Genomic DNA, 22,475 nt, shown 5'->3' with positions numbered 1-22,475 from the left:
CGTCTATTCCTTATTGGTCACGCCCGCCTGTTCAAAGGTCAGGACTTCCTTGAAAACCTTGACCGACGCTTCCAGAATATTCATGGCCAAGGCCCCGCCGGTGCCTTCGCCCAGCCTGAGGCCCAGGTCCAGGATGGGCGTAAGGCCCAGATGATCCAGCATGAGCTTGTGTCCCGGCTCTTCCGAGCAATGCCCGGCGAACATATACTGCCCGGCCAACGGGCATAAAGCATGGGCGATCAAAGCGCCCGCCGTGGAAATGAACCCGTCAATGACCACCGGCTTTTTGTGATAGGCGGCAGCCAGAACGACCCCGGCTATGCCCGCGATTTCGTAGCCGCCCACCTTGGCCAAAACGTCCAGGCCGTCTTTGGGATTGGGCTGGTTCACGTCGATTCCTTTTTGGATGGCGGCTTTTTTACGCTTGAGGCCTTCGTCGTCCACGCCTGTGCCCCGGCCGGTCATGTCGTCCAGGCTGGCGCCGGTCAATACCGCGCCGATGGCCGCCGATGGAGTGGTGTTTCCAATGCCCATGTCGCCGGTGCCAAGCACTTGCACGCCTTCGTTTATCAGCGCGGAAGCCCTTTCAAACCCGCACAGGATGGCCTTTTCCGCCTGTTCTTTGGTCATGGCCGGGCCTTTGGCGAAGTTCTCCGTACCCGGAGCGATCTTGTGGGAAAAGAAAATGCCGCCGGTTTCCAGTCCCAAGGCCATGGGATCCACCTTCATGCCCATGTCCACCACGATCACCTTGGCGCCCACGTGCCTGCACAGGCAATTAATGCCCGCGCCGCCCGCCAGGAAATTCTTGACCATCTCTCCGGTGACTTCCTGGGGAAAGGCGCTCACGCCCTCGTCCACAATGCCGTGGTCTCCGGCCATGACGATCACGGCCTTGGAGGCGACGTCCGGGTCCTGGGAGCCCATAATTCCGCACAGCTTCTCGCCAATATCATGCAACCGGCCCAAAGCCCTGGGCGGCACGGCCAGCCTGGCTGTATGCTCTATGGCTTGCTCCACCATGGATTCATCAATGGGCTGGATGTTATCCAAAACGTCCTGAAGGTTTTTGATGTTTGTTTCCACTGCTAAACTCCTTTGATTATTTAAAATACCGCCGCTGCTAAGACGGCGAAAAGCAATCCCAGAAAAGACGAGGCCAGCATAAGGCGCCGCGCCTTTGTAATGTGCTCCGCTCCGGGATCGCCGAATTTTTCTCCTAAAAAGGGCTTGTCCACCAACTCGCCGTGATACACGGCCGGACCGTTCAAGCGGATTTCCAAAGCGCCGGCAAAGGCGGCCTCGGGGAATCCGGCATTGGGGCTTTTATGGTTTTTTCCCTCCAGTACGGCTGTTTTAAATGCAGCCTTATGCGAGAGGCCAAGCAATCGGGCGGCCAGAGCGATGATGGGGATGGAAAGGCGCGCCGGGATAAAATTGGCGACGTCGTCCAACCGGGCCGAGGCCTTGCCGAACAGGATGTACTGCTCATTTTTATAGCCCACCATGGAATCCAGGGTGCTGGTCATCTTAAACGCCATTGCCGCCGGTGCGCCTCCCACGGCGATCCAGAATAAAGGCGACAGCACGCCGTCCACAAAATTTTCCGCCACGGTTTCCACGGCCGCCCGGGACATCTGAGTAGGCGTTAAATCCTTGGTCTCCCGCCCGACGATCATGGAAAGCTCGGCCCGGGCCTTTTCAGCGTCTCCCTGGCGCAGGGGCTTTTCCACGGCGTAAGCCGCCTTGTCCAGGCACCGGGGGGCGATGCTGAAATACAGGATGATTATTTCCAGGCCGGCGCCCAACCAGGGATGCATGGCCGCGCCCGCGGCCAAAACCAGCCAGGCGGAGATCCAAACCAGGGCCACGAGGCATAACGTGAACAAAGCCCCGGCCCAGACCGTGGGGATGGGCAGACGCCGGAAACGCGGCTCCCAGCCTTCGATCAACCGGCCCATAAGGCGGATGGGATGGGGCATGCCCTGAGGATCGCCCAGGATCATGTCCAGGATGAATGCGATGATAAGGGCCTGCCACAAAGGCAGGGGCAACTCGGGCGTCATGCGCTTTCCTTTTCTATGAAATCGTTCGCCAGGGAGGCCAGCAGGTTCACTGCCTTGGCGTTGGATTGGGGATCTTTCAGGGAAATGCGGACGTAAGCCGGACCCAATCCCTGAAAATTGGCGCAGTTCCGAATTAAAAGGCGATTTTCCAGCATGCCTTTCCAGACGGCTTGGGCGTCCGATCTTTCGGGCAGCTTAAAAAGCACAAACGGCGCAGCGCCGGGATAGGCTGTCAGGCCTTTGGCCGAGGCCGCCCTTCCCTCCATGATTTTATGCTCCCGGGCCGTGTAACCGGCCGTTTTTTCAACATAGGCCAAGGCATCTTCATAATTATCCGCTGCGAACGAAACCGCCTTCTGGGCCAGACTTCCCACGCTCCAAGGGAGTTGATAGGACGCCAGTTTTTCCTTCAGTCTTGGGGGGGCGACGGCAAAGCCGATCCGCAGGCCGGGAACTTTGAATATTTTCGAAAAGGAGCTCAACACAATCACGTTATCCAGCTTGGCTTTTGCCAAAGAATAGTCTGCATAATCCCGGACAAAGGGAAGGTACGACTCGTCCACGACAAATACCGTCTCGGGCCGCTTTTCAGCCGTCCATCGGATTTCGTCCGGAGTGTACAGGTCGCCCGTGGGGTTGTTGGGGTTGCACCAAAAGACCAGGTTGCTGTCCTTGGCGGCGCTTGCGATGTCCGCTGGATCGTGCTTGAAGCTGCCGCCCGGTTCTGAAAAGCCCCGGGCGAAAGGCATGTTGTTCATGAGGCAGGCGTCGGCGTAATCCGAATAAGTCGGCCCTAAAATCAACGCCTTGCCAGAGGAAAAAATCCTTGGCAGGGAGTAGATGAACTGGGTGGTGCCGCCCGCAGCCAGGACGTTTGCTGCGTCCAGACCGTGCAAATCCGCGAAAGCCTGCGTTGTCGACCCCGCATCCGCCTCGGGCAGGTTTACGGAGCAGTCCATGGAATTCTTCAAATAGTCCAGCATGCCGGGCATGGGCCCCAGGGGGTTGGTGTTGGAGCTCATATCCATGATATCGGAGGGCTTCAGCCCCATTTTTGCTGCTGCTTCGGCGATGTTTCCGCCGTGTCCTACAATCATGTCCAAGCTCCTGACAGCATGAGCAAAGCCAAAGCCTCGTTCACTTCGTTCATGGCGCCCAACATGTCGCCGGTGATGCAGCCCATCTTGGCTTTGTAAAAGGCCAGGAGGGTGAATGTGGAAACGGCAAAGGCCGCAATGGTCATCACCCCGGCCGCGCCCATACCCAGGCACAAACACACGGGGATCGCCATAGGAAAGAAGGCTTTCGTGGGCAGGGGCTTTTCAAAAAACGAGCCGCCCGTGCCGCTGGGCCTGCCGTAGGGCAAAAACTTCATGCCGAAAAGCATGCCGCCCCTGGCCAGGGCCGGCGCCGCCATAATCGCTAAAAACCGGTGATGCTCCAGGCCTGACAGGCCGCCCCACTTGATCCCCGAGCAGGCGGCCACGGCCACCAGGCCCATGACGCCGATGCGGCTGTCCTTCATAATTTCCAGGGCGCGCTCCCGGGGGCGGTGGGAAAACAAGCCGTCGGCGGCGTCGGAGAGCCCGTCCAGATGCAAGGCGCCGGAAAGAGCCGCCAGCAAGACTACGTCCAAAACCGCAACCGTAGAGGGCGCCCAGACGTTCAGCGCCAAAAAATCAAAGCAAGCCGTGATAAGGCCCAGGATCAGCCCTACCACGGGAAACCAGGCCACCATGACGGAGGCGTCAAAATATTCAATCTCGCCCGCAGGCAGGGTGGTGAGAAACTGCATGGCGCCGCGCAATCCGCGCAGGCGTTCCATAAAACGAGAGTTTGTAAGCAGCTTTTTTAAATCCATTCTAAAACCAACTATCCTTTGATGATCACGGGAATGCCCGCAACCACCCACTGCACCTGATCGCAGGCCTTGGCCGTGATCTGGTTGACCTTGCCAGCCGCGTCCCGAAACAGGCGCGACAAGGCGTTTTCCGGCACGATTCCGGCGCCCACTTCGTTGGAAACCAAAATGACCGGGCACGGCGCCTTTTGAATGACCTCCGCCAATTCCCTGGCTGTCTCCGCGATTTGATCCTGGGTCTTGTCCGCCAGAACCAGGTTGGAAATCCACAGGGTCAGGCAATCCACCAGAATCACCCGGCCAGGCCGGGCGTTGTCCTCAATGGCCTGAGCCAAAGCCAAAGGCTCCTCCACGGTGCGCCAGTCGTCGCCCCGATCCGCCTGATGCCGGGCTACCCGGTCTTCCATTTCGTCGTCCAGGGGCTGGCATGTGGCGATGAAAATTTTTTCCGAAACATCCTGACCGTTAGCCAAATCCAGGGCAATGCTGCTTTTTCCGGACCGGCATCCTCCGATCACAAAAACCGACTTCATTATTCCATGGCCTCCTTGATGAGGGCTTCCACGTCCACGTGCTTTTCAAAATGGCGGGCCAGCATGTCGTATTGCCGGTCTCGGGCCTGCATGCCCGACTCTTCGGCTATTTCCAGATCTTCCAGGCCCAGGCTTTTCAGCCACTTCTTCAGGACCGCAGGAGAATCGAACAAACCGTGCATATACGTCCCCATAACCCGGCCGTTGTCCGACATGGCGCCGTCATAATCCCGGCAAGGCTGCTGGTTGCGATCCAAAACCTTGAACAAGCCTTCGGACCGCACCTTTTCGGAGTTCAAATCCTCGAGCGAGGCGGTCCGGCCCATGTGGATTTCGTAGCCTGCGCCTGAAACGCCGTCCCACTCAAAATTGGAGAGCGTGGTGGTTTTGGGCGCCTTGAGAACCGTGACAAGGGGCAGAAGGCCCAGGCCTTTGGTGACTCCGGGCTTGCCTTCCAGGCCGCCGGGATCCTGCACTTCCTTGCCCAGCATCTGGTATCCGCCGCAAACGCCCAACACATGCCCGCCGTTTTGGGTGTACTCCCTAATTTTGGCGGTCCAGCCGGTTTGCTCCAGCCAGTCCAGATCGTTCCGGGTGCTTTTGGAGCCGGGCAGGATCACGGCCTTGTAAGGCGCCAGATCCCGCACTCGCTCCACAAAATCCACAGCCACGCCTTTGACCTGAAACAGGGGGTCGAAATCCGTGAAATTGGAAATATGCGGGATGCGTACGACCAGAACCGTGGGGGTTTTGGAGGGGTCGGTTTTGGCCTCAGGATGCTCGATCACCACCGAGTCTTCGGACTGAATATGAAAATGATCGAACCAGGGCAGCACGCCGAAAACCCGTTTGCCGGTCTTCTTTTCGATCCAGTCCACGCCGTCCTTGAATAGCGTGATATCGCCGCGAAAACGGTTGATGATGAATCCGGCGATCTGATCCTGCTGTTCCTTTTCCAGGCAGGCCAAAGTGCCCACAATCTGGGCGAAAACCCCGCCCCGGTCGATGTCCGCGGTGAGGATCACCGGCGCGTCCGCGTAGGCGGCCATTTTCAGGTTTACAATGTCCCTGGCCATGAGGTTGACCTCGGCGCAGGAGCCCGCGCCTTCCATGACCACCACGTCATTTTCGACGCGCAGGCGATCCAGGGCCTGGCAGGCCGCATCAAACAACCGAGTCTTCTCCTGATGATATTGAACTGCGGAGTAATCCTGCAGAACCTTGCCCAGCAAAACCACCTGGGAGCCGATCTGTGTGACGGGCTTCAACAGCACGGGATTCATGTCCACATGGGGCGGAACCCGGGCCGCTTCGGCCTGGACGATCTGCGCCCGGCCCATTTCCAGGCCTTCGGGGGTGACGCCCGAGTTGTTGGACATGTTCTGGGCCTTGTACGGGCTGACCGCATAGCCTCGGTCGGAAAAAATCCGGCATAAGGCCGTGGCGATCACGCTTTTTCCCACGTCCGAGCCCGTGCCGAAGGCGGCCAGGCATTTGGCTTTTTTGGCTTTTGGCTTCATATGTCGTACTTTTTGCTGTATCCCCGGGGCGTAATCATCAAATCCCCGTAGATAAAGGTTGAAGAGTTCCCTACAAACACAATGCTTTGCATGCCCACGTCCGCCTTGTCCAGGTCCTGCAGCGAGCTAAGCTGAATGCGCTGATTCTCGCGCATTGCGCCGGTGACGACTCCCACGGGAGTTGTTCCGGCCCGATGCTCCAGGATAATCTCCCTGGCGCGATTCAACTGCCAGTCGCGCTTTTTGCTCTTGGGATTGTATATGGCGATGACGAAATCCGCCGAGGCCGCCGCGGCGATGCGCTTTTCGATCAAATCCCAGGGAGTGAGCAAATCGCTCAGGCTGATGGCTGCAAAATCGTGGGTCAATGGCGCGCCCAGCAGGGCTGCGCCCGCGCACAAAGCCGGAATGCCGGGGACCACCTCCACGCTCAGGCCTCCCTCAGCGCCGGCGTCACACGAATTACACGCGATATTCCGGGTCGCCAGGATTTCCAGGACCAGTCCGGCCATGGCGTACACGCCGGGGTCCCCGCCCGAAACCAAAGCGCAGGACTGGCCGTTCAAAGCTGCGTCAATAGCGGCCTCCACCCGGTCCACCTCTTTGGTCATGCCGGTTGCCAGGGTTTTCTTGCCCTGGATGACCGGTTCGATGATCTCCAAATAGGTTTTGTACCCGACCACAATGTCCACAAAGCCAAGCACTTCCCTGGCCCTGCCGGACATATGGAACTCGTTGCCCGGGCCGGTCCCCACTATGTAAAGGGCATTGCCGCTATGGCTACGGTCGCCGTCTTGCTGGCCTGCTTGGGCGTTATCAGGTTTCTCCGGCCCGTTGCCAGAATGGCTGCTGCTTCGCATACGCTTTTTACTCCTATGTGTTTGTCCACCAGGGGAGAGGGATTGGGAACCATCTTCACCTGATCCAGTTCGTCGGTTGAATAAAAATGAATGGGAACGTCCAGATCCTCGGCCAGTTGAAGCAGGCCGGGTTCGTCCGCCTTGAGATCCACGGAAACAATCCGGGCCAGGCTGTGTATGGACAGCCCCTGCGCCTTAAAAACTTCTCGAACGTGCGTTTCCAGTTCTTGTTTGGAAACGCCCCTCCGGCATCCAATGCCCGCCACCAGGCATTTGGGCCGTAAAACCAGCACTAAGCCGGGCAGGTCCCGCACCTCGTAGTCCACAAACACGCCGGATCGGGTCGGGGTGAACATGGCCGGCTCCTCGATCAACTCACGGGGGATATGGGGCTTGACCAAATTGTAGGGGTCGTGCATGGGCAAGGCTTGGCCCTTGATGTAAGCCATGCTCACGTGCTTGATAGCGCGTTTGTTTTCGATATGCAGCCCATGGTCGCTGGCGATCACGTCGATGCTAGGCGCATGGTTGACGTCCGTGGATGTGGTTATGACCGGCTGGGCGTCCAGGATCGAGGCAAGCTCCCTGGCTAACTCGTTGGCGCCGCCGATATGCCCGGAAACCAGGCTGATGACAAAATGCCCGGCCTCGTCCCCGCAGATGACCGCCGGGTCCTTGGTCTTGTCCTCCATCAGGTTGGCGATCACCCGGACCACAATGCCCGTAGCCATGATGAAGTAGTGACCGTCGTATTGGCTCCAGGCCTCGCCCAAGGTGCGGGAGAACGACGTGAACTCAGCGTCGGCTCCGTCAATTTTCAGCTTGGAGGAGAAATACAGCTCCACGCCCGGCCATGCCGCCCTAACCCTCTGAGCCAACTCGGCGGCGTTGGGCGTCATGGCCCAGACCGCCAGTTTTTTTTCGGACCAATCGGTCATGCTTCCTCCCGGTATCCATGGGAAAAGCTCTTGTTATACAGCAGGGACTGGGCGTTTCCCTTGGCGTCCAGGAACGGGCCCACAATAATCAATGCAAGGCGGTTGATCTTGTTATCTTCCATGATTCCGGCCATCTTGTCCACGGTGGTGAGGATGATGTTTTGCTCGGGATGGCTGACCTTATAGGCGATGGCGCAGGAAGCCTGTTCGCCGTAAGTCTTGGAGAGGATGTCCGCCACTTCGTCTGCCATGCTCGCGCTCAAATAAATGGCCAGGGATGCCTTGTGCTCGGCCAGGGACAAGAGGGACTCCTTCTCCGGCACCGGGGTGCGGCCGGAAATTCTTGTAAAAATGAGCGTCTGGGAAATATTGGGAACCGTGTATTCCGCCTTCAACTCGGCGGCGGCGGCGAAAGCGGCGGTCACGCCGGGGATGACTTCGTAAGGGATGTCCCGTTCGTCCAGCTTGGCCATTTGCTCCCGCACCGCGCCGTACAAGGAGGGATCGCCGGTGTGAAGCCGGACGACCCTTTTTCCTTCATTCCAGGCCTCAGCCATTTTGGAAGCCATTTCGTCCAGGTGCATGCCCGCGCTGGTTTCCACTTCCGAGCCGCTTTTCGCCCATTGAAGCACGGCCTCGGGCACCAGCGACCCGGCGTAAAGGATGTAATCCGCGTTTTCCAGGGCTTTCATGCCCCGAACCGTGATGAGGTCCGGCGCTCCCGGGCCTGCGCCCGTAAATATAACGGGATGTTTTTCCATATTATTTTCCTTTTTCTCCCAATATAATCCACACGGGGTTCAACGCCTCCATGCGCCTGCCCCATGGCATGTTTTTAGATTGACTGATCTGAGCCTGGGTTACACTGACCGTAAAGCCCCTTTCCTCCAGTAAAGAAGCAGCCTGATTCAGGGTTTCCAAGAGCACGGTGTTGATCACGATTTTGCCCTCCGGCTTCAAAGCATGCATGGCGGCGCCCAGAATTTCGGGCAGGCCTTTTCCGCCTCCGCCGATGAACACCCGATCGGGACGAGGCAAATCGTCCAGGCCCTCCGGCGCATCCGCTTGGGTCAGGGACAAGTTTTGCACTTTGAATCGTTCTGCATTGGCCTGGATTTGCCCGACCCGCGCTGCGTTTTTTTCCACGGCATGCACAAAGCCCTGAGGTAAAAATAACGCGGCTTCCAGGCCCACGGATCCGCTGCCGGCGCCAAGGTCCCAAAGGATATGGGCAGGCTCCAGTTGCAGCATGGACAAGCTAAGGGTTCTAACCGGCGCCTTGGTGATCAACCCTTTTTCATGGATGAACCAGTGATCCGGGGTTCCCAAACGCAAGGGACCGGGAGGATCGGCCAGATCCCCCTTTTGAAGCACCACCACATTGGGCTGGGCGAATGCAGGCAAATCGGAGGCGCAAGGATCGATTTGCGATACCTTTTCCTCCGGGTCTCCCAGCTTTTCCAGCACCCACATGTTCCAGGAATAATCATGCCTTCTGACGACCTCTGCGATTGCCTCCGGATTGTTCGTCGGATCAGTGAGGACGCATAAGAGATCGTGCTCCTCCATGGCCTTTTTCAGCGGAGACAAGCCTTTTTTGCCGTGCAGGCTGACCCAATAAGCCTCCTGCCAGGGCAGGTTCAGCCGGGCGAAAGCCCCGGCCATGCTGGTCACGTTGGGGTGGACGACCACGTTTTCAGCGCCCAGCCGGTTGATGAGCGTCTTGCCGATGCCGAAAAACAAGGGGTCGCCCGAGGCCAGCACCACCACCCTTTTATCCGCCATGCTTTCCTGGATGAAATCCAACACTTCGGAGATAGGGCTGGCAATCTCCCGTTTGACCACGTCCACGCCTTTAAAAGACACCAAATGCCGTTTACCGCCTACCAGCACCTGGGCCTGTTGGATGATTTCCAGATGCGCCTGGGTGAGATCCCTGGGCGACAAGCCCATGCCGATGACTTGAACCCGGTTACTCATGAGCTTGGCTCCCTTCCATGGAATCAAAGGCAATATTGCCCTCAAAGTCGAATATGATCGCCCTGACCTGGGATTTGCCTTCACAAAAACGAGACGCGGATTTGATCATATGCTCCCCTACCCGCTCCAAAATCTTGGGATGCTCGGGATACACCATGCCGAAAGCATGGCGGGCCGTGTTGGCCCGGGCGATTTCCAGGGCCAGGGCTTCATCCCCCGTGAGCTCCCGCACATGCCCTGCCAGCCAGTCCATGGTCAGGCTGGACTTAGACGCGTGGGTGTGAGGGATTCCTTGGGCCATCTTCAGGGCTTTGCCGAAAAAGACCGCCAGGGTGGTTTGGGCAAGCTGGTTTTTGGCGACGCCCTTCATGGACATCTGAAAAAAATCTCCAATCTGGATGAACGCCTCTTCGGGCAATGCCTTAAAAAAAGCCTGGGCGTGCTTTTCGGTCCTACGCCCGGTGGTCAAAACCACATGGTTTGAGCCGCAGGCCTTGGCCACGGACAGGGCCGACTCAATGGTGGCGATATAGGCCTCATGAGACAATGGCTTGACCAGCCCGGTGGTGCCCAATATGGACAAGCCCCCCTCAATGCCCAGGCGATGGTTTAACGTCTTTTTCGCCAGTTCCCGACCGTTTTCCACAAAAATCTCCACGCTGACGCCCAGGGCGTTTTCGCAAAAAGCCAGGGCCTGTTGAGTGGACTGCGTGATCATCAGACGCGGCCCCAGGTTGATGGCCGGCTCTCCGAGGGGAATTTCCAAACCCGGCTTGGTGACCACGCCCACGCCCTCGCCGCCGGTTATCTTCACCTCTCCAGGCTCTTTAATCAGACAGACTTTGGCGCCGATCCTGGCCTTGTGGGTGATGTCCGGGTCGTCTCCCGCGTCCTTGATGACGAACGCCTCGGCCTGACCGTTTTCAACAAACACGGAATCCACGGGAATTTGCATGGATTGGCCGTTCAGCAAATCCACCTCCACAAATCCGGGCGTCTCCCGGGTCAGCAGATACAGCAAGGCCGCCTTGGAAGCGGCAGCGGCGGCTGTTCCCGTGGTGAATCCCTGCCTAAGCTTCTTTTTTTCTTTAGCCGACAAACCAGTAAACCGCTCCTGCCAAAATAATGCTCGCCACCCGGAATCCCTGGCCCATCAACAGCATTTGCAGGCCCATGCCGGGGGAGAAAATGCCCATGTACCGGGGCAGTTGATGCCTGATCGCCCGGATTGGAAAGGCGATGATGTTGCCCAAAAGCAAGGCGATGACGGTTTGCTTGACCGTAATGCTTCCCGCGGCCATCAAGGCGCCGGCGGCGGCGAAACCCGCCGTAAACTCCGAGGCGAAGCTCAAGACCACCACGCTTAACGATTCCACCGGGATGAAAGCCTGGACCGCAAACCGGGTCATAAAGGTTTCCAAGGCGTCAAAGGCGCCGGCGGCGGTCAAAACATAGACCACCGTGTATGTTGGAACCACAAAAGCGACCACCCGCACGAACCGGCCTGGAACCTTTGCCTTGAGCCCCTCCCAAAAGGGCTTTTTCTTCCTACGGGAAGCGGGCTTTCTTGCCTGCCCTTCGAATCTTTGCTCGCCGCTGCTTTCGGGCTTCATGAAAACATGCCCGTAGAACGCAAACAGCGCGGTCCTTAAGCAGGTCGCCAAAAAAGTCAGCAGAAAATAAAGTAACCCGGCCGTTTTGGTCAGCGGAACCACGATAAAGAAGGTCACGGGCAGATGCAGAAAATAAGCCGGGAATTGATTAATGAAATTGGTCAGGAACAACTGCCGTTTCGTGATCCGCTCTTCCTTGTAAAAATCCAAAAGCATGGCGTTGGCCGACACCCCGGAAAAAAAGGCCGCCGTAAACGCTGCGCTGCAATGGGCGCCCAGATTGGCGAACCGAAACATGGGCGCCGCCAAAAATCCGAGTTTCTCCGTCCAGTTTGTGGAGTCAATGGCCTGGGCCGCAACCAATCCAATGCTGACGAATAACAAAAGCCGGGCAAGGGGCAGCAGCAATCTGGAGGGAAGTTTGGCGGCTTCCAGGCCATCGACGGCCATGAGCCCCACGCCGAGCGCTGCAAAGGTAATAAGCAGGCCGATAGCCAGGGCTCTGGGGTTATTGTTCTTTTTTCTGCGCGACAAAACTCATGCTCTTTTTGGAGATTATCAGGGTCCAGTAATTGGGGGCTTTTTCGCGAAAAACGTTGACGTCCGTGATGATCTGCTCGTCTTCCAAGCCGCATTTAACCACGCCCACGCTGTTTCCGTCCATGCCCGCTTCGCCAAGAGCCTCTGCGATGTCTCCGGCGTTCTTGTAGGCCTTCAGAAAGACCACGTTGTCGGCATGATCCGCAATTTCCCGAAACCGCCCTCCCCCGTTCACTCCCGACAGCAGGGTAAGGGATTCCTCTCCCTCTACCAAAGGCGTGTTAAGACGGGAAGCGGCCGCCTGATAGGACGTAATGCCGGGCACGGAGACCACCGCAATGTGCGGCGCCAGCCGCTGGATGTTTTGCAATACATACCCGAATGTGGAATAGGTCATGCAATCCCCCAGGGTGATAAAAGCGGCGCTCTTGCCCTCTTCCAGGACGTCTATGATGTCCTGGGCGTTTTTCTCCCAGGCTTTTTCCATGGCGTCCTTGTTTTTGGTCATGGGAAAAGGAATCATCCTGATCGGAACGGACTCCTTAAGATGGGGCTTTGCGATCTCCACGGCCTGGCTGTGGGAGTTCTTGGTGGAGGATGCGGCGAAGACCACGTCCACTTGGCCCAGAATGCGGGCCGCCTTGAGGGTTATGAGGTCCGGGTCTCCCGGCCCAACGCCTATTCCATATAGGGTTCCTGGATTCATGCTAAGTCCTTTCGCGCGCGATCAATGCCAGGGCGTTGATCACGCTGACAGCCACGTTGGAGCCGCCTTTACGGCTCAGGTTGGAGATGTAGGGGGTATCGGTTTTAATAAGAGCCTCCTTGGACTCCGCCGCGTTGACAAATCCCACGGGCAGGCCCACCACCAATGCGGGCTTGGCCGCGCCGCTTTCGATCAGGTCCAGAAGATGCAGCAAGGCCGTGGGCGCATTGCCCACCGCGTAAATGCCGTTTTCCACCATGGCGGCGCCTTTTTCCGCGGCCACATGGGCGCGGGTAAGGCCTTTTTCCTTGGCTTCCTTGCCGACTTCCGGGTCGGTCATGAGGCAGGAAACCGTGCACCCGAAGGGGGCCAGATTATCCTTGCGAATGCCCACCCTGGCCATGTTGGTGTCGGTGACGATGGCGCGGCCGCTTTGAATGGCCTTGACTCCAGCTTCAATGGCCTTGGGGTGAATCCGCACCATGTCAATGTATTCAAAATCCGCCGAGGTGTGGATCATTCTGCGGACGATCTTCCATTCGTCCGGGCTGAATCCGTGACTTCCGGCCTCTTCGTCGATAATTTCAAAGCTCTTCTCTTCGATTTCATGGGGCAGCATCAGCGGTTTTTCCTTTCTTTTTGGTAATCCATACAGGCCTGCACAAAGGCCTGGGGCGCCTGAGGCTGGCTCATAAAATGCAAATGCAGGTAGCTGCCTAAGCAGCGGTTTACCTGAAACCCGTCCACGCTTCGGGCGCCGCCGGACCGGTCTACGGCGTCATAAACCGACATCCGGCCGTGTTCGTCCAGTTGGGAATAGTGAAACTCGTGGCCCCGGGCGCACAAGCCGGCCTCGCCCAGGACGGTCTTTTGGTTCAGCGTAATTTCCCGGTATCCCAAAGCCCTTAACCGGGAGGACATGCGGCAGGTCAGGTCAAAGCACCCGATCATGGCGTGCTCCCGCCCTTCCAGATCTTCCAGGGTTTTGCACAAAACCATAAAGCCGCCGCACTCGCCGTAGATGGGCATGCCTTCCTGGCAGGCCTGAAAAATTTCGTCCTTCAAAGCCGTGTTTTTCGACAAGGCCTCGGCGTGAAGCTCCGGGTATCCCCCTCCCAGATACAGGCCGTCCACGTCTTTCGGCAGGCCGGCGTCTTTCAGGGGGGAAAATTCCACAATCTCCGCGCCGCAAGATTCCAATAACTCCAAATTTTCCGAATAATAAAAGCAAAAGGCCTGATCCCGGGCCGCGGCGATACGCACTTTGGGCGCTTCGGCTTGCAAGGGGGGCGGCGGGTCCACAGCAATTTCCGGCAGGGAGGCCAAGAGCTCGTCCAGGTTCAAATTATTTTCCACCAAGTCGACCAGGGCGTTTTGAATATCCGAACCAAGTCCGTGGTCTTCGCTGGTGACAAGCCCCAGGTGCCGGGAGGGTATGGATACCTGCTCGTTACGGATGATTCCGCCCAAACACGGCATGGCGACTTTGCCTTCCAGGGCTTCCTCCAAGTAGCGCAAATGGGTAGGGCTCCCGACTTTATTGAACAAAACGCCGGCGAATTGAAGGTCCGGGTCGAAATTTTCAAAGCCCTGAACCACGGCCGCCGCGCTCCGGGCCATGCTCCGTGCATCCACAACCAAGAGCACGGGCAGGCCGAGCCACTTGGCCATTTGAGCCGTGGACCCGGCTTCGGTCTTGCCGTCGTATCCGTCAAACAGGCCCATGACGCCTTCCACCACGGCGATGTCTGCACTAGCGGCGTTTCTTTGGAAGATGTCCAGGCTGCATTCCCGGGGCAGCATCCAGCCGTCCAGGTTACGGCTTTGTACGCCTGTGATCGCGGTATGGTGACCTGGGTCGATGAAATCCGGCCCCACCTTGAATGGCGCCACATTCAGCCCGCGCCTGCGCAAGGCGGCCATGAGGCCCAAGGTGATTGTGGTCTTGCCGCACCCGCTATGCACGCCCGCGATGACGATTCCCTTCATTGCACCCCTCCTTTGCCAAAGGCTTCCGGATACAGGATTTCGCCAATAATCAGCACGCCGTCCAGGAGCGCCGCCGTAGGCCGGGAAACCAGCCGTTCCTCCACGATATAAACCTGGCCTTCCTGCACGGCCTTGATGATTTCAAAGCCCGGTTCGTTGATGATCATGGGAATGGTGGGCTGATTCATGGCGCCGTCCTGGGAAAGAAAAACGTCGATTTCACCGGCTTTGGACAAAATCCGTTCCTTGCCGTAATAGGCGATGTTGGTGCCTCTCACGGAAGTTGCGTCCGCCGCCGCGTTTACGCCGCCAGCGGCTTCCAGGGCGTAAATGGCCATGGAGCCCGGCGTGAAGGTTCTCATGCGGTCGTGGATAGCCTCGAAATAAACCCGCTTCTTGTCGGGCAGGGCGTCGGAAATTTTTCTGATCCGGGCGATCTCTTCCTTGAAATGGCTGACCATCTCCCGGGCCTCGGCGGTCTTCCCCGTAAGCATTCCCAGGGAGACCCAATACTCGAACATTTCATCCACCGTGGACGGCTGGAACGAAGCCACCGCGATTCCCGCCTTTTCCAAGCCTTCAATGAGCCGGGGATAGCCATGGTTGATCATGGGGCGCGTGAATACCAAATCCGGCTTGTACGCCAGGAATTTTTCCAGGCCGTCATGGTAGGAAAACACGGCCTTGCCTTGCCAGTGATCGCTGGGGCTGACGCCGATTATTTCCTTGTCCAGGCCGAGATTTCTCAGGTTGTCGGTGTGAGCGCCGTATAGGGAAATAATCCGCGTGAACGGAGCTTTCACCTGGATCGAAGCGCCCGTGTGGTCCTGAACCACCAGGATATCTTCATTCTCTGCGGCCCGAACACAACTCGCCGAAAAAAAAAGGCATACAATCAAAATGGCCGTATTGAACAAAAATCGAGTCATTACAAAAACACCACCTGCTTGCGGTTGATGGTTTCGTCAAAATACACCTTGGATTTCACCTCAAAAACCTCTTGAATCACCGACTCGGTCAGGATTTCATCCACAGGCCCGTGGGCGGCGGCCTTGCCGTTTTTCAAAAACAGCAGGGATTGGCAAAACCGGGCCGCCAGGTTGATGTCCTGCATCACGCTGATGACGGTCAGGCCGGCTTTTCGCACCTTGTCCGCGGCCAGCCTCATAAGGGCCAGGGTGTGGCGGACGTCCAGGTTGGAGGTGGCCTCGTCCAGAATCAGGGTTTCGGCGTTCTGGGCCAAGGCCCGGGCGAAAACCACCCGCTGCCTTTCCCCGCCTGAAAGCTCGGTGACGTTGCGCTGGGCGAAGTCCCTGGTCCCCGTGGAATCCATGGCCTCTTCCACCATGTCCCAATCCTCCTGGGAAGGCGCGCCGAACCGGCCTATGTGGGGGTATCTGCCCATCATCACCACTTGGGCCGCGGTAAAGGGAAAATTCACCCGAAAATCCTGGGGAACCAAGGCGCATTTGCAAGCAAGCTCTTTGCGAGGCGTTTTGTCCACGGCTTGGCCTTCCAAAAGAACCCGGCCTTTGTTGGGCTTCAAATGCCCGGAGATTAAATCCAGCAAGGTGGTTTTTCCGCTGCCGTTGGGCCCAAGCACGCCATGGAACAAACCGGACTCCAACTCCAGGCTGACGCCTGACAACACGCTCCGGTCGTCGTAGGAAAACCATATGTCCTGCAACTCATGCCCCATGCGCCTAAAACCCGGTCTTTTGGGAAAATCCCCGTTTAAAAACGTAGCAGAAAAAAGGCCCGCCAATGAGCGCGGTCAACACGCCGATAGGCAATTCCGAAGGCAGCACGGCCCGGGTGAAGGTGTCGGCGCAAAGCAGCAATATGGCGCCGGCCAAAAGCGAAGCGGGCATAAGCCGCTGATTGTCCGCGCCTAAAATCCCACGCATCATGTGAGGCACCAAAAGCCCCACAAAACCGATGATGCCGGAAACCGAAACGCATACCGCAGCAATAAGCGAGGCTGCAGCCAGCAAAATCAGGCGGGATTTTTTCACGTCCACGCCCAGGGAGGCGGCGGCCCGGTCTCCCAAGGCCATCAGGTTCAAATCCCGTCCAAAGCACAGGCAAATGAGGGCTCCGATGCTCACAAAACAGAGCACCAAGCCTGCGTCGGCCCAGGTTTTGGAAGCAAAACTGCCCATGAGCCAAAAAATGATGACCGACACCCTTTCGTCGGCCACGTATTTTAAGAAGCTGATTCCGGCGGACAAAATGGCGGCCACGATAATCCCTGAAAGAATCAGGTTGTTGGAGGAGTAGCCTCCCACCGAGTTCGATAAGTACAAAACCACCGCCAACGTTATTAGCGCGCCCGCAAAGGCGCACATTCCCACGCTAAGGCCCTGGAAATGGATCATGTTAAACAAAAAAGCGATGCAGGCTCCAAAAGCAGCGCCCGCGGATATGCCCAGGGTGTAGGGGTCGGCCAGGGGATTTTTTAAAATTCCCTGAAAAACAACCCCGGAAAGGGATAACCCGGCGCCCACAATGGCCGCCGTAAAAATCCTGGGCAGGCGCACATCCCAAACCACGGCGGAAATCAACGGGTCGCCCCCGGCGCCGCCGGCAACCCGCTCCCAGATTACGGCCAACACCTGTTTGTATGGAACGGATAAAAAGCCCATGCCGGCGGACGCAATGACCACGCATCCCAAAACCATCGCCAATACGGCGATGATGAGTGCAGGCGATTTTGCTTTGTCCATTTTAACCGGCATGAGCTGTGTTTCCTTAATAGTTCAGTCAGCGCCTACAGATGGGCGAAGGCCTTGGTAAGCTGGCCGACCCAGATGTCCACGAATTGGTCATATTCAGCGGTGCCTTTCAGCACGGTCTCGCATTTGAATCCCGCTTTAGTAAGCTGGGTCTTCCAGGAATCGTCCTCGGGGCCCGCCATGTCGTTCTTGGCGTGATCGCCGGCAACGGACATAAATGGCATGATCCAGACTTTTTTGATCTTGTTGGCCTTCAGGTAATCAACCACATCGTCCAGCTCCGGGTACCCTTCCACGGTGCCCATGATGATGTTGGAATCCCTTTGCTGAAGCTGCCAGTTCATGGCCGAGTAGTAGATGTTGCCGGGATGATGGGTTCCATGGCCCATGAGCACTACGGCTTCGTTGGCCTTGCGGGCCTTGGGGATGGTTGCGATGATGGCGTCCACGGCTTTAGCGACGGAATCCTGGGCGCCCAGCATGGGGTAGCCCAAGGTCAGCCTCTCAAAGCCTTCCGGCATGGCCCGGAAGCCGTTAACCGTCTGCACCAAGGCATGGTACTCTTCGCCCGGAATGGTATGCAGCGACTGCACCGCCACGTGGGTGTATCCCTCGTCCATCATCCTGGCCAATGCCTCCGCCGGAGAGAGGATCACTTCGCCCTGCCTGGCCAACTTGTGACGGATGATGTGGGAAGTGTAGGCCCAACGCACATCCACGCCAGGAAAGGCCTCAACAACGTTCTTCTCAATGTTTTCGAAGGAAACCTTGGCGGAATCCTCGCTGGTGCCGAATGCCACCAGCAAAATGCCTTTCTTGACTTCCTTGGCTTCCCCGTGTCCGGCATACGCATTGAACGCGCACAAAACCAAAGCCAAAACCAACGCTGCCGACAAAATCTTTTTCATGCAACTTCCTCCTCTTGCTCCTGGATGTTTAATCGCGCGATCAAACCCAATTTCCTCTTCGTTCTTCACCGCGCCTTTTAAAATTCCGGCGGAAACGAATCCTTAAACCCGCTCCCGCCGCCCATACTCCAGGGAAGCGGTCCCGCTTTTCTTTGGCCCCAAAACAAAAACAGCCCTTCAAGCAAAATTGCTTGAAGGGCTGCACCCAGTTTCTTGGCCCTGTAATTCAAACCAGCTCATGCGTTCCATCGCGCATGTCCGGATTATACGGTTAAGGCAGGTCTTCTGGCTCTCGGATCATCCCAAAACCTGCGCCTTCCCATCCGCCTTTTAGCGAACAGTGGCAATATGCAGGCTTGGTCCCCGATTACAGCGGCGGGACCGCTCCCGAATTTAACGGGATTCCCTGTTAGGCCCTATTGGGCACCTCAACTGTCAGTCGTGTTATTCGATCAATGAGTTATTGTCAAGCCTCATTTTCGTTTGCTTTTTCCGGGGGTTCCGCAAAATCCGGACCGGCCTCACCCATGTGATGTCATGGCAGATTGGGTGAATCCCATGATTCACAAATCAATGACAACAAAAACTATCCAGCTACTCAGACATTCTATAGCTACAACAGAAAACCATAGAACATTTCTTTTAAAAAGCCGCCTCTCCGGATCGCATCCTTCCGATTTTACCTTGCGACGCACCAAATGCCCAACCTGCTTGAAATAGCCTCCAGCATGCCTTCACTTTACCATTTCCTACGAGTCCGGAGAGGATTGTCTGCTCGAGGCCAAATGCCTTGCCTTTTTCCCGGCTTTGTTAAGCTGCACGTTTTTTGGCATATTCAACTCTTTTTTACTGAGCTTCTCGCACCAGACAGCCATTTGATAATAATCAAAATTGTCGCCCGACTCCAACTGCAGCTTTTTGTTCAACATCCAAATGTGGCGGTAATAATTGGCCAGTTCAGCGGAGACGTCGCCGAAATGCACGCTGTTTTTCAAATCGTCCCGCAGGGCCAAGAGCTGTTCCCGGCGCCCATCGTTGGGATAAATCACGACCTGAAGCTCACCGAATTGATGGGTTTCATGGGGACTATTCAAAAACGGCTCGGACGTCACAAAAAACATTTTTCCCGGGCTTGATTTTTCATCAGACTTCAATTGATCCTCCAGGGTGGATCGAGAATACTCGGAATTTCTGAAATACGGTTCACAATTGTGCCAAAGGGACCAATTATTATATACAAAAAAATCGTTTTTTTCGTACACTGACTTTATAAGGACAGCAACATCTTGAAATTTAAAGTTTTCTTTTCTAAAAAACAGACCCGTTATACCAAGCGCCCACGTAATTATTAAAATACCCGTCAGCGCACCAAAGACCAGACGAGTCTTCCCCGGAAAGCTGAACGCGATGAAATCCACGCCCTGGGAAATGATGATGAGGCCCACGGGAATCAGGTAAAAGAGAAATCTGGCGTAAGCCCATGGATAATGCGACAGCCCCTCCAGGGACATGGCGAGAACAGGCAGGGCCAGATAAGGAAACATCAGTACAAGGGGGGTATTGCGTTTAACGCAAAGGAATAAAGCCGCAATGAATAAACCCGCCGGCGCCAGGACGCCGTACCCTCGTCCAAAATACTGGGAGAACACGTAAGGAATATAATCAATGCTTGCGGGAGGTGCGTCCGTCCACGCCTTGCTCCAGGAATAAATGGGCGAAATGAGCTTTACGTGAGAAAGCGCCGCAAGCAGCATGAACGCCAGACAAGGATACAAAAGCGTTGTAAAAACTCTTTTATCCCCGGATCTCACCGAGAAAACCCAATCTCCCAAAAAAATGCACGCAATAAACAGAAGCGTGTACGCCCCGTTAAGATGCGACAAAAACAAAAAAAACGCTGCTATGGCGAAAAAAATCCCGTTTTTAAAGGACCTATCCTCGCTCCACTTGAAATAAAGAATCAAGGCAATGAGGGAGAGCGCGGCTAAAATCGGATATGATCTGATGATCCCGCTATAATGGATTAAAAAAGGATTGCAGCTTGCCAGGGCGGCGGCGAGCAAAGCCACCCGGTTTTCCACCATCATTCGGGCGAACAGGGCCGTTAAGGGAATGGTTGCAATCCCGGCCAATAAGGGGATTGCAATCAAACTGAACCGGGCGCCGCCTCCCAAGAAAAACATCCCCTTTTCCATGAGGATGAAATAATTCATGGTCAGCCAGGATTCAAAATGAGTCAGCAAAAACGGGATGCTTTTTTCAATATAAATCAGCGTCCCGATTTCGTCGTTCATAAACGGCCTGTCACAATGATAAACAATGCGAATAATGGAGCCCAGAACCGTTGCGGCGACAAGAAATCGGACTTCATTGGACGAAAATCTTCTTTCTCCGGGGTTACGCATTGATGAAACAACCGACATTAAAACCTGCCTCGCTTGTTTTACGATTCATAAAAGTAAGTGACAGGGCGGTGAGCACATCCACTAAAAAACGCACCGAAATTGAATATTTACAAGAATGCGTTTGAAAAACGCAGGGAGCGCCATGCGCAGCAAAGCGCTTCGGCTCCACCCGCCCGATTTCGCTGACATGATGTCCGTGTTCTATAAAAATCAGGCGGTTTTGTAAACAGCAATCACTTTGAATGCCTTCGACTACGCCCAAAGGGCCTGGCGTTCAGAAAGCCGCCTTGTTATCCCCCTCCTCCTTACGGCAGGAGGGGGATAATAAAGCAGTCTATCCCGAAAATTAAACGCAATAACGTTTAATCGCCCGCCTGGCGGCCAGGCCACTGCTCAAGAAAGCAGAACTATCCTTTGACGCCCGCGCTCAAGGCCTCGTTAAACAACTTGCCCGAAGCCCGGTTGGCGCAGAACTCGCCGCACATGGTGCACACCTTGTCGTCGCAGGAGGGAGAACGGTCGTCCCGAATTTTGCGGGCGTCTTCGGGAAACAATGCGTTAGCGAACTGGCCTTCCCAATCCATGTCCCTGCGGGCGCGGCTCATGTCCATGTCACGCATGCGGGTTTTTTCCGGCAGCTTGCCCATGTCGCCTATATGGGCCGCCAGGCGGGCGACCTTGACGCCTTCCACCACATCGTCCACGTTGGGAAGGGCCAAATGTTCGGCCGGGGTGATGTAGCAAATCAGGTCCGCGCCGTAGCGAGCTGACTGGGAAGCGCCGATGGCGGCCACTACGTGATCGTATCCTGCGCCTGCGTCCGTGGGCAGGGGCCCGAGCATGTAGTAAGGAGCGTTGTTGCTCATGCGCTTTTGCAGGATGATGTTGGCCTCGATTTCGTCCATGGGCACGTGGCCGGGGCCCTCCACCATCATCTGGCATCCCATTTTACGGCCCAGTTCCGCCAACTCGCAATTGGTCAAAAGCTCCTGGACCATGGCCCGGTCAAAGGAATCGGCCACAGCGCCCGCCCGAAGCCCGTTGCCCAGGGAAAGCACCACGTCGTATTTTTTCAGGATTGCCGCCACCCGGTCAAACTCCTCGTACAGGGGATTCTCCCGCTTGTTGGTCTTCATCCAGGCCACCATGGAGGCGCCGCCCTTGCTCACCAGGCCGCCGTAACGGTAGCCCTGCTTCTCCAGGCGCTCGATGGTGTACAGGTTGATTCCGCAATGGACCGCCATGAAGGATATGCCGTCCGCGCACTGCCTCTCGATGATGTCGAAAAGCATGTCGGAGTCCAGCTTGTTGGGGTCGCCATATTTTTCCGCGGCCTCGCAAAAAGCCTGGTACAACGGCACATTGCCCACGGGCAGGTCCACGGCCGCCAGCACTTCCCGGCGGACCTTGTCCAGGTCTCCGCCCACGGAAAGCTCCATGAGGGTGTCGGCGCCGGCTTCCTGGGCCGCTTTGGCCTTGGCCACTTCAAAATCGATGTTGCTGATGTCCGTGGAAGTGCCGATGGAGGCGTTAATCTTGGTGGAAAGGCCCATGCCGATGCCCACATTCCGGCACGGCCTGTTGGCGTTTTGGGGGCAGACGATCCGCCCTTGGGCGAAATGCTCGCGGATTTCCGAGGCGGCAACGCCCTCCTTGGCCGCGATTTCTTCCATCACAGGGGTTACCCGCCCCTCGACAGCCCATTGAACCTGAGTTTTTTCCATTGTCCTACATCCTTTCCCTGACTGGCAGGATGTCGGCAAGGGGCGAGAGCTCCCGCACATCACCCGGCGAAACTTCTTACAAAAAAGCGCCGCAGGA

The 22,475-nt window shown here is 56.6% G+C and carries 22 protein-coding genes and 1 riboswitch; all 22 genes read right to left on the bottom strand.

All coding sequences use genetic code 11. The features are described from left to right. Positions 1-3: 3 nt before the first annotated feature. On the bottom strand, positions 4-1,086 hold the full coding sequence (cobT, locus tag G491_RS0106465) for a nicotinate-nucleotide--dimethylbenzimidazole phosphoribosyltransferase (RefSeq protein ID WP_028313991.1): 1,083 nt from the start codon (positions 1,084-1,086) through the stop codon (positions 4-6). Positions 1,087-1,106: 20 nt separating this feature from the next. After that, complete coding sequence (cbiB, locus tag G491_RS0106460; RefSeq protein ID WP_051327073.1) at positions 1,107-2,066, bottom strand: adenosylcobinamide-phosphate synthase CbiB; 960 nt, start codon at positions 2,064-2,066, stop codon at positions 1,107-1,109. Next, complete coding sequence (locus G491_RS0106455) at positions 2,063-3,163, bottom strand: aminotransferase class I/II-fold pyridoxal phosphate-dependent enzyme (protein ID WP_028313989.1); 1,101 nt, start codon at positions 3,161-3,163, stop codon at positions 2,063-2,065. Before G491_RS0106455 ends, cbiB begins: the two co-directional genes overlap by 4 nt. Further along, positions 3,160-3,927 (bottom strand): adenosylcobinamide-GDP ribazoletransferase, encoded by a 768-nt coding sequence (gene cobS, locus G491_RS0106450; RefSeq protein ID WP_248635332.1) that lies wholly within the window; start codon positions 3,925-3,927, stop codon positions 3,160-3,162. Before cobS ends, G491_RS0106455 begins: the two co-directional genes overlap by 4 nt. Before the next feature lie 11 nt (positions 3,928-3,938). After that, positions 3,939-4,460 (bottom strand): bifunctional adenosylcobinamide kinase/adenosylcobinamide-phosphate guanylyltransferase, encoded by a 522-nt coding sequence (cobU, locus tag G491_RS0106445; RefSeq protein ID WP_028313987.1) that lies wholly within the window; start codon positions 4,458-4,460, stop codon positions 3,939-3,941. Beyond that, a complete protein-coding gene (locus tag G491_RS0106440; RefSeq protein WP_028313986.1) occupies positions 4,460-5,980 on the bottom strand; it encodes a cobyric acid synthase in 1,521 nt (506 codons plus the stop codon). The genes cobU and G491_RS0106440 overlap by 1 nt, the downstream gene beginning before the upstream one ends. Further along, the gene (cobJ, locus tag G491_RS0106435) at positions 5,977-6,705 is read right to left on the bottom strand and encodes a precorrin-3B C(17)-methyltransferase (RefSeq protein WP_035218059.1); all 729 of its coding nucleotides are present in this window, start codon (positions 6,703-6,705) and stop codon (positions 5,977-5,979) included. The genes G491_RS0106440 and cobJ overlap by 4 nt, the downstream gene beginning before the upstream one ends. 29 nt (positions 6,706-6,734) lie before the next feature. Then, entirely contained in the window at positions 6,735-7,778 is a 1,044-nt protein-coding gene (locus G491_RS0106430) for a cobalt-precorrin 5A hydrolase (RefSeq protein WP_028313984.1), read from the bottom strand. Beyond that, positions 7,775-8,539 carry a precorrin-4 C(11)-methyltransferase gene (cobM, locus tag G491_RS0106425; RefSeq protein ID WP_028313983.1) on the bottom strand — a complete coding sequence of 255 codons (765 nt, stop codon included), beginning with the start codon at positions 8,537-8,539 and terminating at the stop codon, positions 7,775-7,777. The genes G491_RS0106430 and cobM overlap by 4 nt, the downstream gene beginning before the upstream one ends. 1 nt (position 8,540) lies before the next feature. Continuing rightward, entirely contained in the window at positions 8,541-9,758 is a 1,218-nt protein-coding gene (locus G491_RS0106420) for a bifunctional cobalt-precorrin-7 (C(5))-methyltransferase/cobalt-precorrin-6B (C(15))-methyltransferase (protein WP_028313982.1), read from the bottom strand. Further along, on the bottom strand, positions 9,751-10,857 hold the full coding sequence (cbiD, locus tag G491_RS29700) for a cobalt-precorrin-5B (C(1))-methyltransferase CbiD (RefSeq protein ID WP_035218017.1): 1,107 nt from the start codon (positions 10,855-10,857) through the stop codon (positions 9,751-9,753). Before cbiD ends, G491_RS0106420 begins: the two co-directional genes overlap by 8 nt. Then, positions 10,847-11,905 (bottom strand): nucleoside recognition protein, encoded by a 1,059-nt coding sequence (locus G491_RS0106410; RefSeq protein WP_028313981.1) that lies wholly within the window; start codon positions 11,903-11,905, stop codon positions 10,847-10,849. Before G491_RS0106410 ends, cbiD begins: the two co-directional genes overlap by 11 nt. Continuing rightward, entirely contained in the window at positions 11,880-12,617 is a 738-nt protein-coding gene (gene cobI, locus G491_RS0106405; protein WP_028313980.1) for a precorrin-2 C(20)-methyltransferase, read from the bottom strand. The genes G491_RS0106410 and cobI overlap by 26 nt, the downstream gene beginning before the upstream one ends. A 1-nt stretch (position 12,618) precedes the next feature. Next, positions 12,619-13,236: a precorrin-8X methylmutase gene (locus G491_RS0106400; RefSeq protein ID WP_028313979.1), complete on the bottom strand. Its 618-nt coding sequence runs from the start codon at positions 13,234-13,236 to the stop codon at positions 12,619-12,621. Then, positions 13,236-14,606, bottom strand: coding sequence for a cobyrinic acid a,c-diamide synthase CobB (locus G491_RS0106395; protein WP_028313978.1), 1,371 nt, complete (start codon positions 14,604-14,606; stop codon positions 13,236-13,238). Before G491_RS0106395 ends, G491_RS0106400 begins: the two co-directional genes overlap by 1 nt. Beyond that, positions 14,603-15,535 carry an ABC transporter substrate-binding protein gene (locus G491_RS29695; RefSeq protein ID WP_035218015.1) on the bottom strand — a complete coding sequence of 311 codons (933 nt, stop codon included), beginning with the start codon at positions 15,533-15,535 and terminating at the stop codon, positions 14,603-14,605. The genes G491_RS0106395 and G491_RS29695 overlap by 4 nt, the downstream gene beginning before the upstream one ends. After that, complete coding sequence (locus G491_RS0106385) at positions 15,535-16,305, bottom strand: ABC transporter ATP-binding protein (RefSeq protein WP_028313977.1); 771 nt, start codon at positions 16,303-16,305, stop codon at positions 15,535-15,537. Before G491_RS0106385 ends, G491_RS29695 begins: the two co-directional genes overlap by 1 nt. A 4-nt stretch (positions 16,306-16,309) precedes the next feature. Continuing rightward, on the bottom strand, positions 16,310-17,344 hold the full coding sequence (locus G491_RS0106380) for a FecCD family ABC transporter permease (protein WP_028313976.1): 1,035 nt from the start codon (positions 17,342-17,344) through the stop codon (positions 16,310-16,312). 32 nt (positions 17,345-17,376) lie between these two features. Then, positions 17,377-18,249: a sirohydrochlorin cobaltochelatase gene (locus tag G491_RS0106375; RefSeq protein WP_028313975.1), complete on the bottom strand. Its 873-nt coding sequence runs from the start codon at positions 18,247-18,249 to the stop codon at positions 17,377-17,379. A 258-nt stretch (positions 18,250-18,507) separates the two neighbouring features. After that, positions 18,508-18,695: riboswitch (cobalamin riboswitch) on the bottom strand. A gap of 303 nt (positions 18,696-18,998) precedes the next feature. After that, positions 18,999-20,654: a hypothetical protein gene (locus G491_RS0106365; RefSeq protein WP_028313974.1), complete on the bottom strand. Its 1,656-nt coding sequence runs from the start codon at positions 20,652-20,654 to the stop codon at positions 18,999-19,001. Next, positions 20,647-20,916 (bottom strand): hypothetical protein, encoded by a 270-nt coding sequence (locus G491_RS35345; protein WP_157468045.1) that lies wholly within the window; start codon positions 20,914-20,916, stop codon positions 20,647-20,649. Before G491_RS35345 ends, G491_RS0106365 begins: the two co-directional genes overlap by 8 nt. A 145-nt stretch (positions 20,917-21,061) precedes the next feature. After that, entirely contained in the window at positions 21,062-22,378 is a 1,317-nt protein-coding gene (thiC, locus tag G491_RS0106355; RefSeq protein ID WP_028313973.1) for a phosphomethylpyrimidine synthase ThiC, read from the bottom strand. Positions 22,379-22,475: the final 97 nt, after the last annotated feature.

The organism is Desulfatibacillum aliphaticivorans DSM 15576 (assembly GCF_000429905.1).
GTDB classification, from domain to species: domain Bacteria; phylum Desulfobacterota; class Desulfobacteria; order Desulfobacterales; family Desulfatibacillaceae; genus Desulfatibacillum; species Desulfatibacillum aliphaticivorans.
The sequence above is the reverse complement of the archived record's forward strand: the minus strand, read 5'-3'. Positions and strand labels throughout refer to the sequence as shown.

What these genes read in the sequence shown, in the direction of transcription:
- cobI (WP_028313980.1), bottom strand. Translation starts at nt 12,617, where the DNA reads ATGAATCCAGGAACCCTATATGGAATAGGCGTTGGGCCGGGAGACCCG.
- thiC (WP_028313973.1), bottom strand. Translation starts at nt 22,378, where the DNA reads ATGGAAAAAACTCAGGTTCAATGGGCTGTCGAGGGGCGGGTAACCCCT.
- G491_RS0106380 (WP_028313976.1), bottom strand. Translation starts at nt 17,344, where the DNA reads ATGCCGGTTAAAATGGACAAAGCAAAATCGCCTGCACTCATCATCGCC.
- G491_RS0106420 (WP_028313982.1), bottom strand. Translation starts at nt 9,758, where the DNA reads ATGAGTAACCGGGTTCAAGTCATCGGCATGGGCTTGTCGCCCAGGGAT.
- G491_RS0106385 (WP_028313977.1), bottom strand. Translation starts at nt 16,305, where the DNA reads ATGGGGCATGAGTTGCAGGACATATGGTTTTCCTACGACGACCGGAGC.
- G491_RS29695 (WP_035218015.1), bottom strand. Translation starts at nt 15,535, where the DNA reads ATGACTCGATTTTTGTTCAATACGGCCATTTTGATTGTATGCCTTTTT.
- cobU (WP_028313987.1), bottom strand. Translation starts at nt 4,460, where the DNA reads ATGAAGTCGGTTTTTGTGATCGGAGGATGCCGGTCCGGAAAAAGCAGC.
- G491_RS0106400 (WP_028313979.1), bottom strand. Translation starts at nt 13,236, where the DNA reads ATGCTGCCCCATGAAATCGAAGAGAAGAGCTTTGAAATTATCGACGAA.
- G491_RS0106430 (WP_028313984.1), bottom strand. Translation starts at nt 7,778, where the DNA reads ATGACCGATTGGTCCGAAAAAAAACTGGCGGTCTGGGCCATGACGCCC.
- G491_RS0106440 (WP_028313986.1), bottom strand. Translation starts at nt 5,980, where the DNA reads ATGAAGCCAAAAGCCAAAAAAGCCAAATGCCTGGCCGCCTTCGGCACG.
- G491_RS0106365 (WP_028313974.1), bottom strand. Translation starts at nt 20,654, where the DNA reads ATGCGTAACCCCGGAGAAAGAAGATTTTCGTCCAATGAAGTCCGATTT.
- cobS (WP_248635332.1), bottom strand. Translation starts at nt 3,927, where the DNA reads ATGGATTTAAAAAAGCTGCTTACAAACTCTCGTTTTATGGAACGCCTG.
- G491_RS0106455 (WP_028313989.1), bottom strand. Translation starts at nt 3,163, where the DNA reads ATGATTGTAGGACACGGCGGAAACATCGCCGAAGCAGCAGCAAAAATG.
- cbiB (WP_051327073.1), bottom strand. Translation starts at nt 2,066, where the DNA reads ATGACGCCCGAGTTGCCCCTGCCTTTGTGGCAGGCCCTTATCATCGCA.
- cobJ (WP_035218059.1), bottom strand. Translation starts at nt 6,705, where the DNA reads ATGTCCGGCAGGGCCAGGGAAGTGCTTGGCTTTGTGGACATTGTGGTC.
- G491_RS0106395 (WP_028313978.1), bottom strand. Translation starts at nt 14,606, where the DNA reads ATGAAGGGAATCGTCATCGCGGGCGTGCATAGCGGGTGCGGCAAGACC.
- G491_RS0106375 (WP_028313975.1), bottom strand. Translation starts at nt 18,249, where the DNA reads ATGAAAAAGATTTTGTCGGCAGCGTTGGTTTTGGCTTTGGTTTTGTGC.
- cobM (WP_028313983.1), bottom strand. Translation starts at nt 8,539, where the DNA reads ATGGAAAAACATCCCGTTATATTTACGGGCGCAGGCCCGGGAGCGCCG.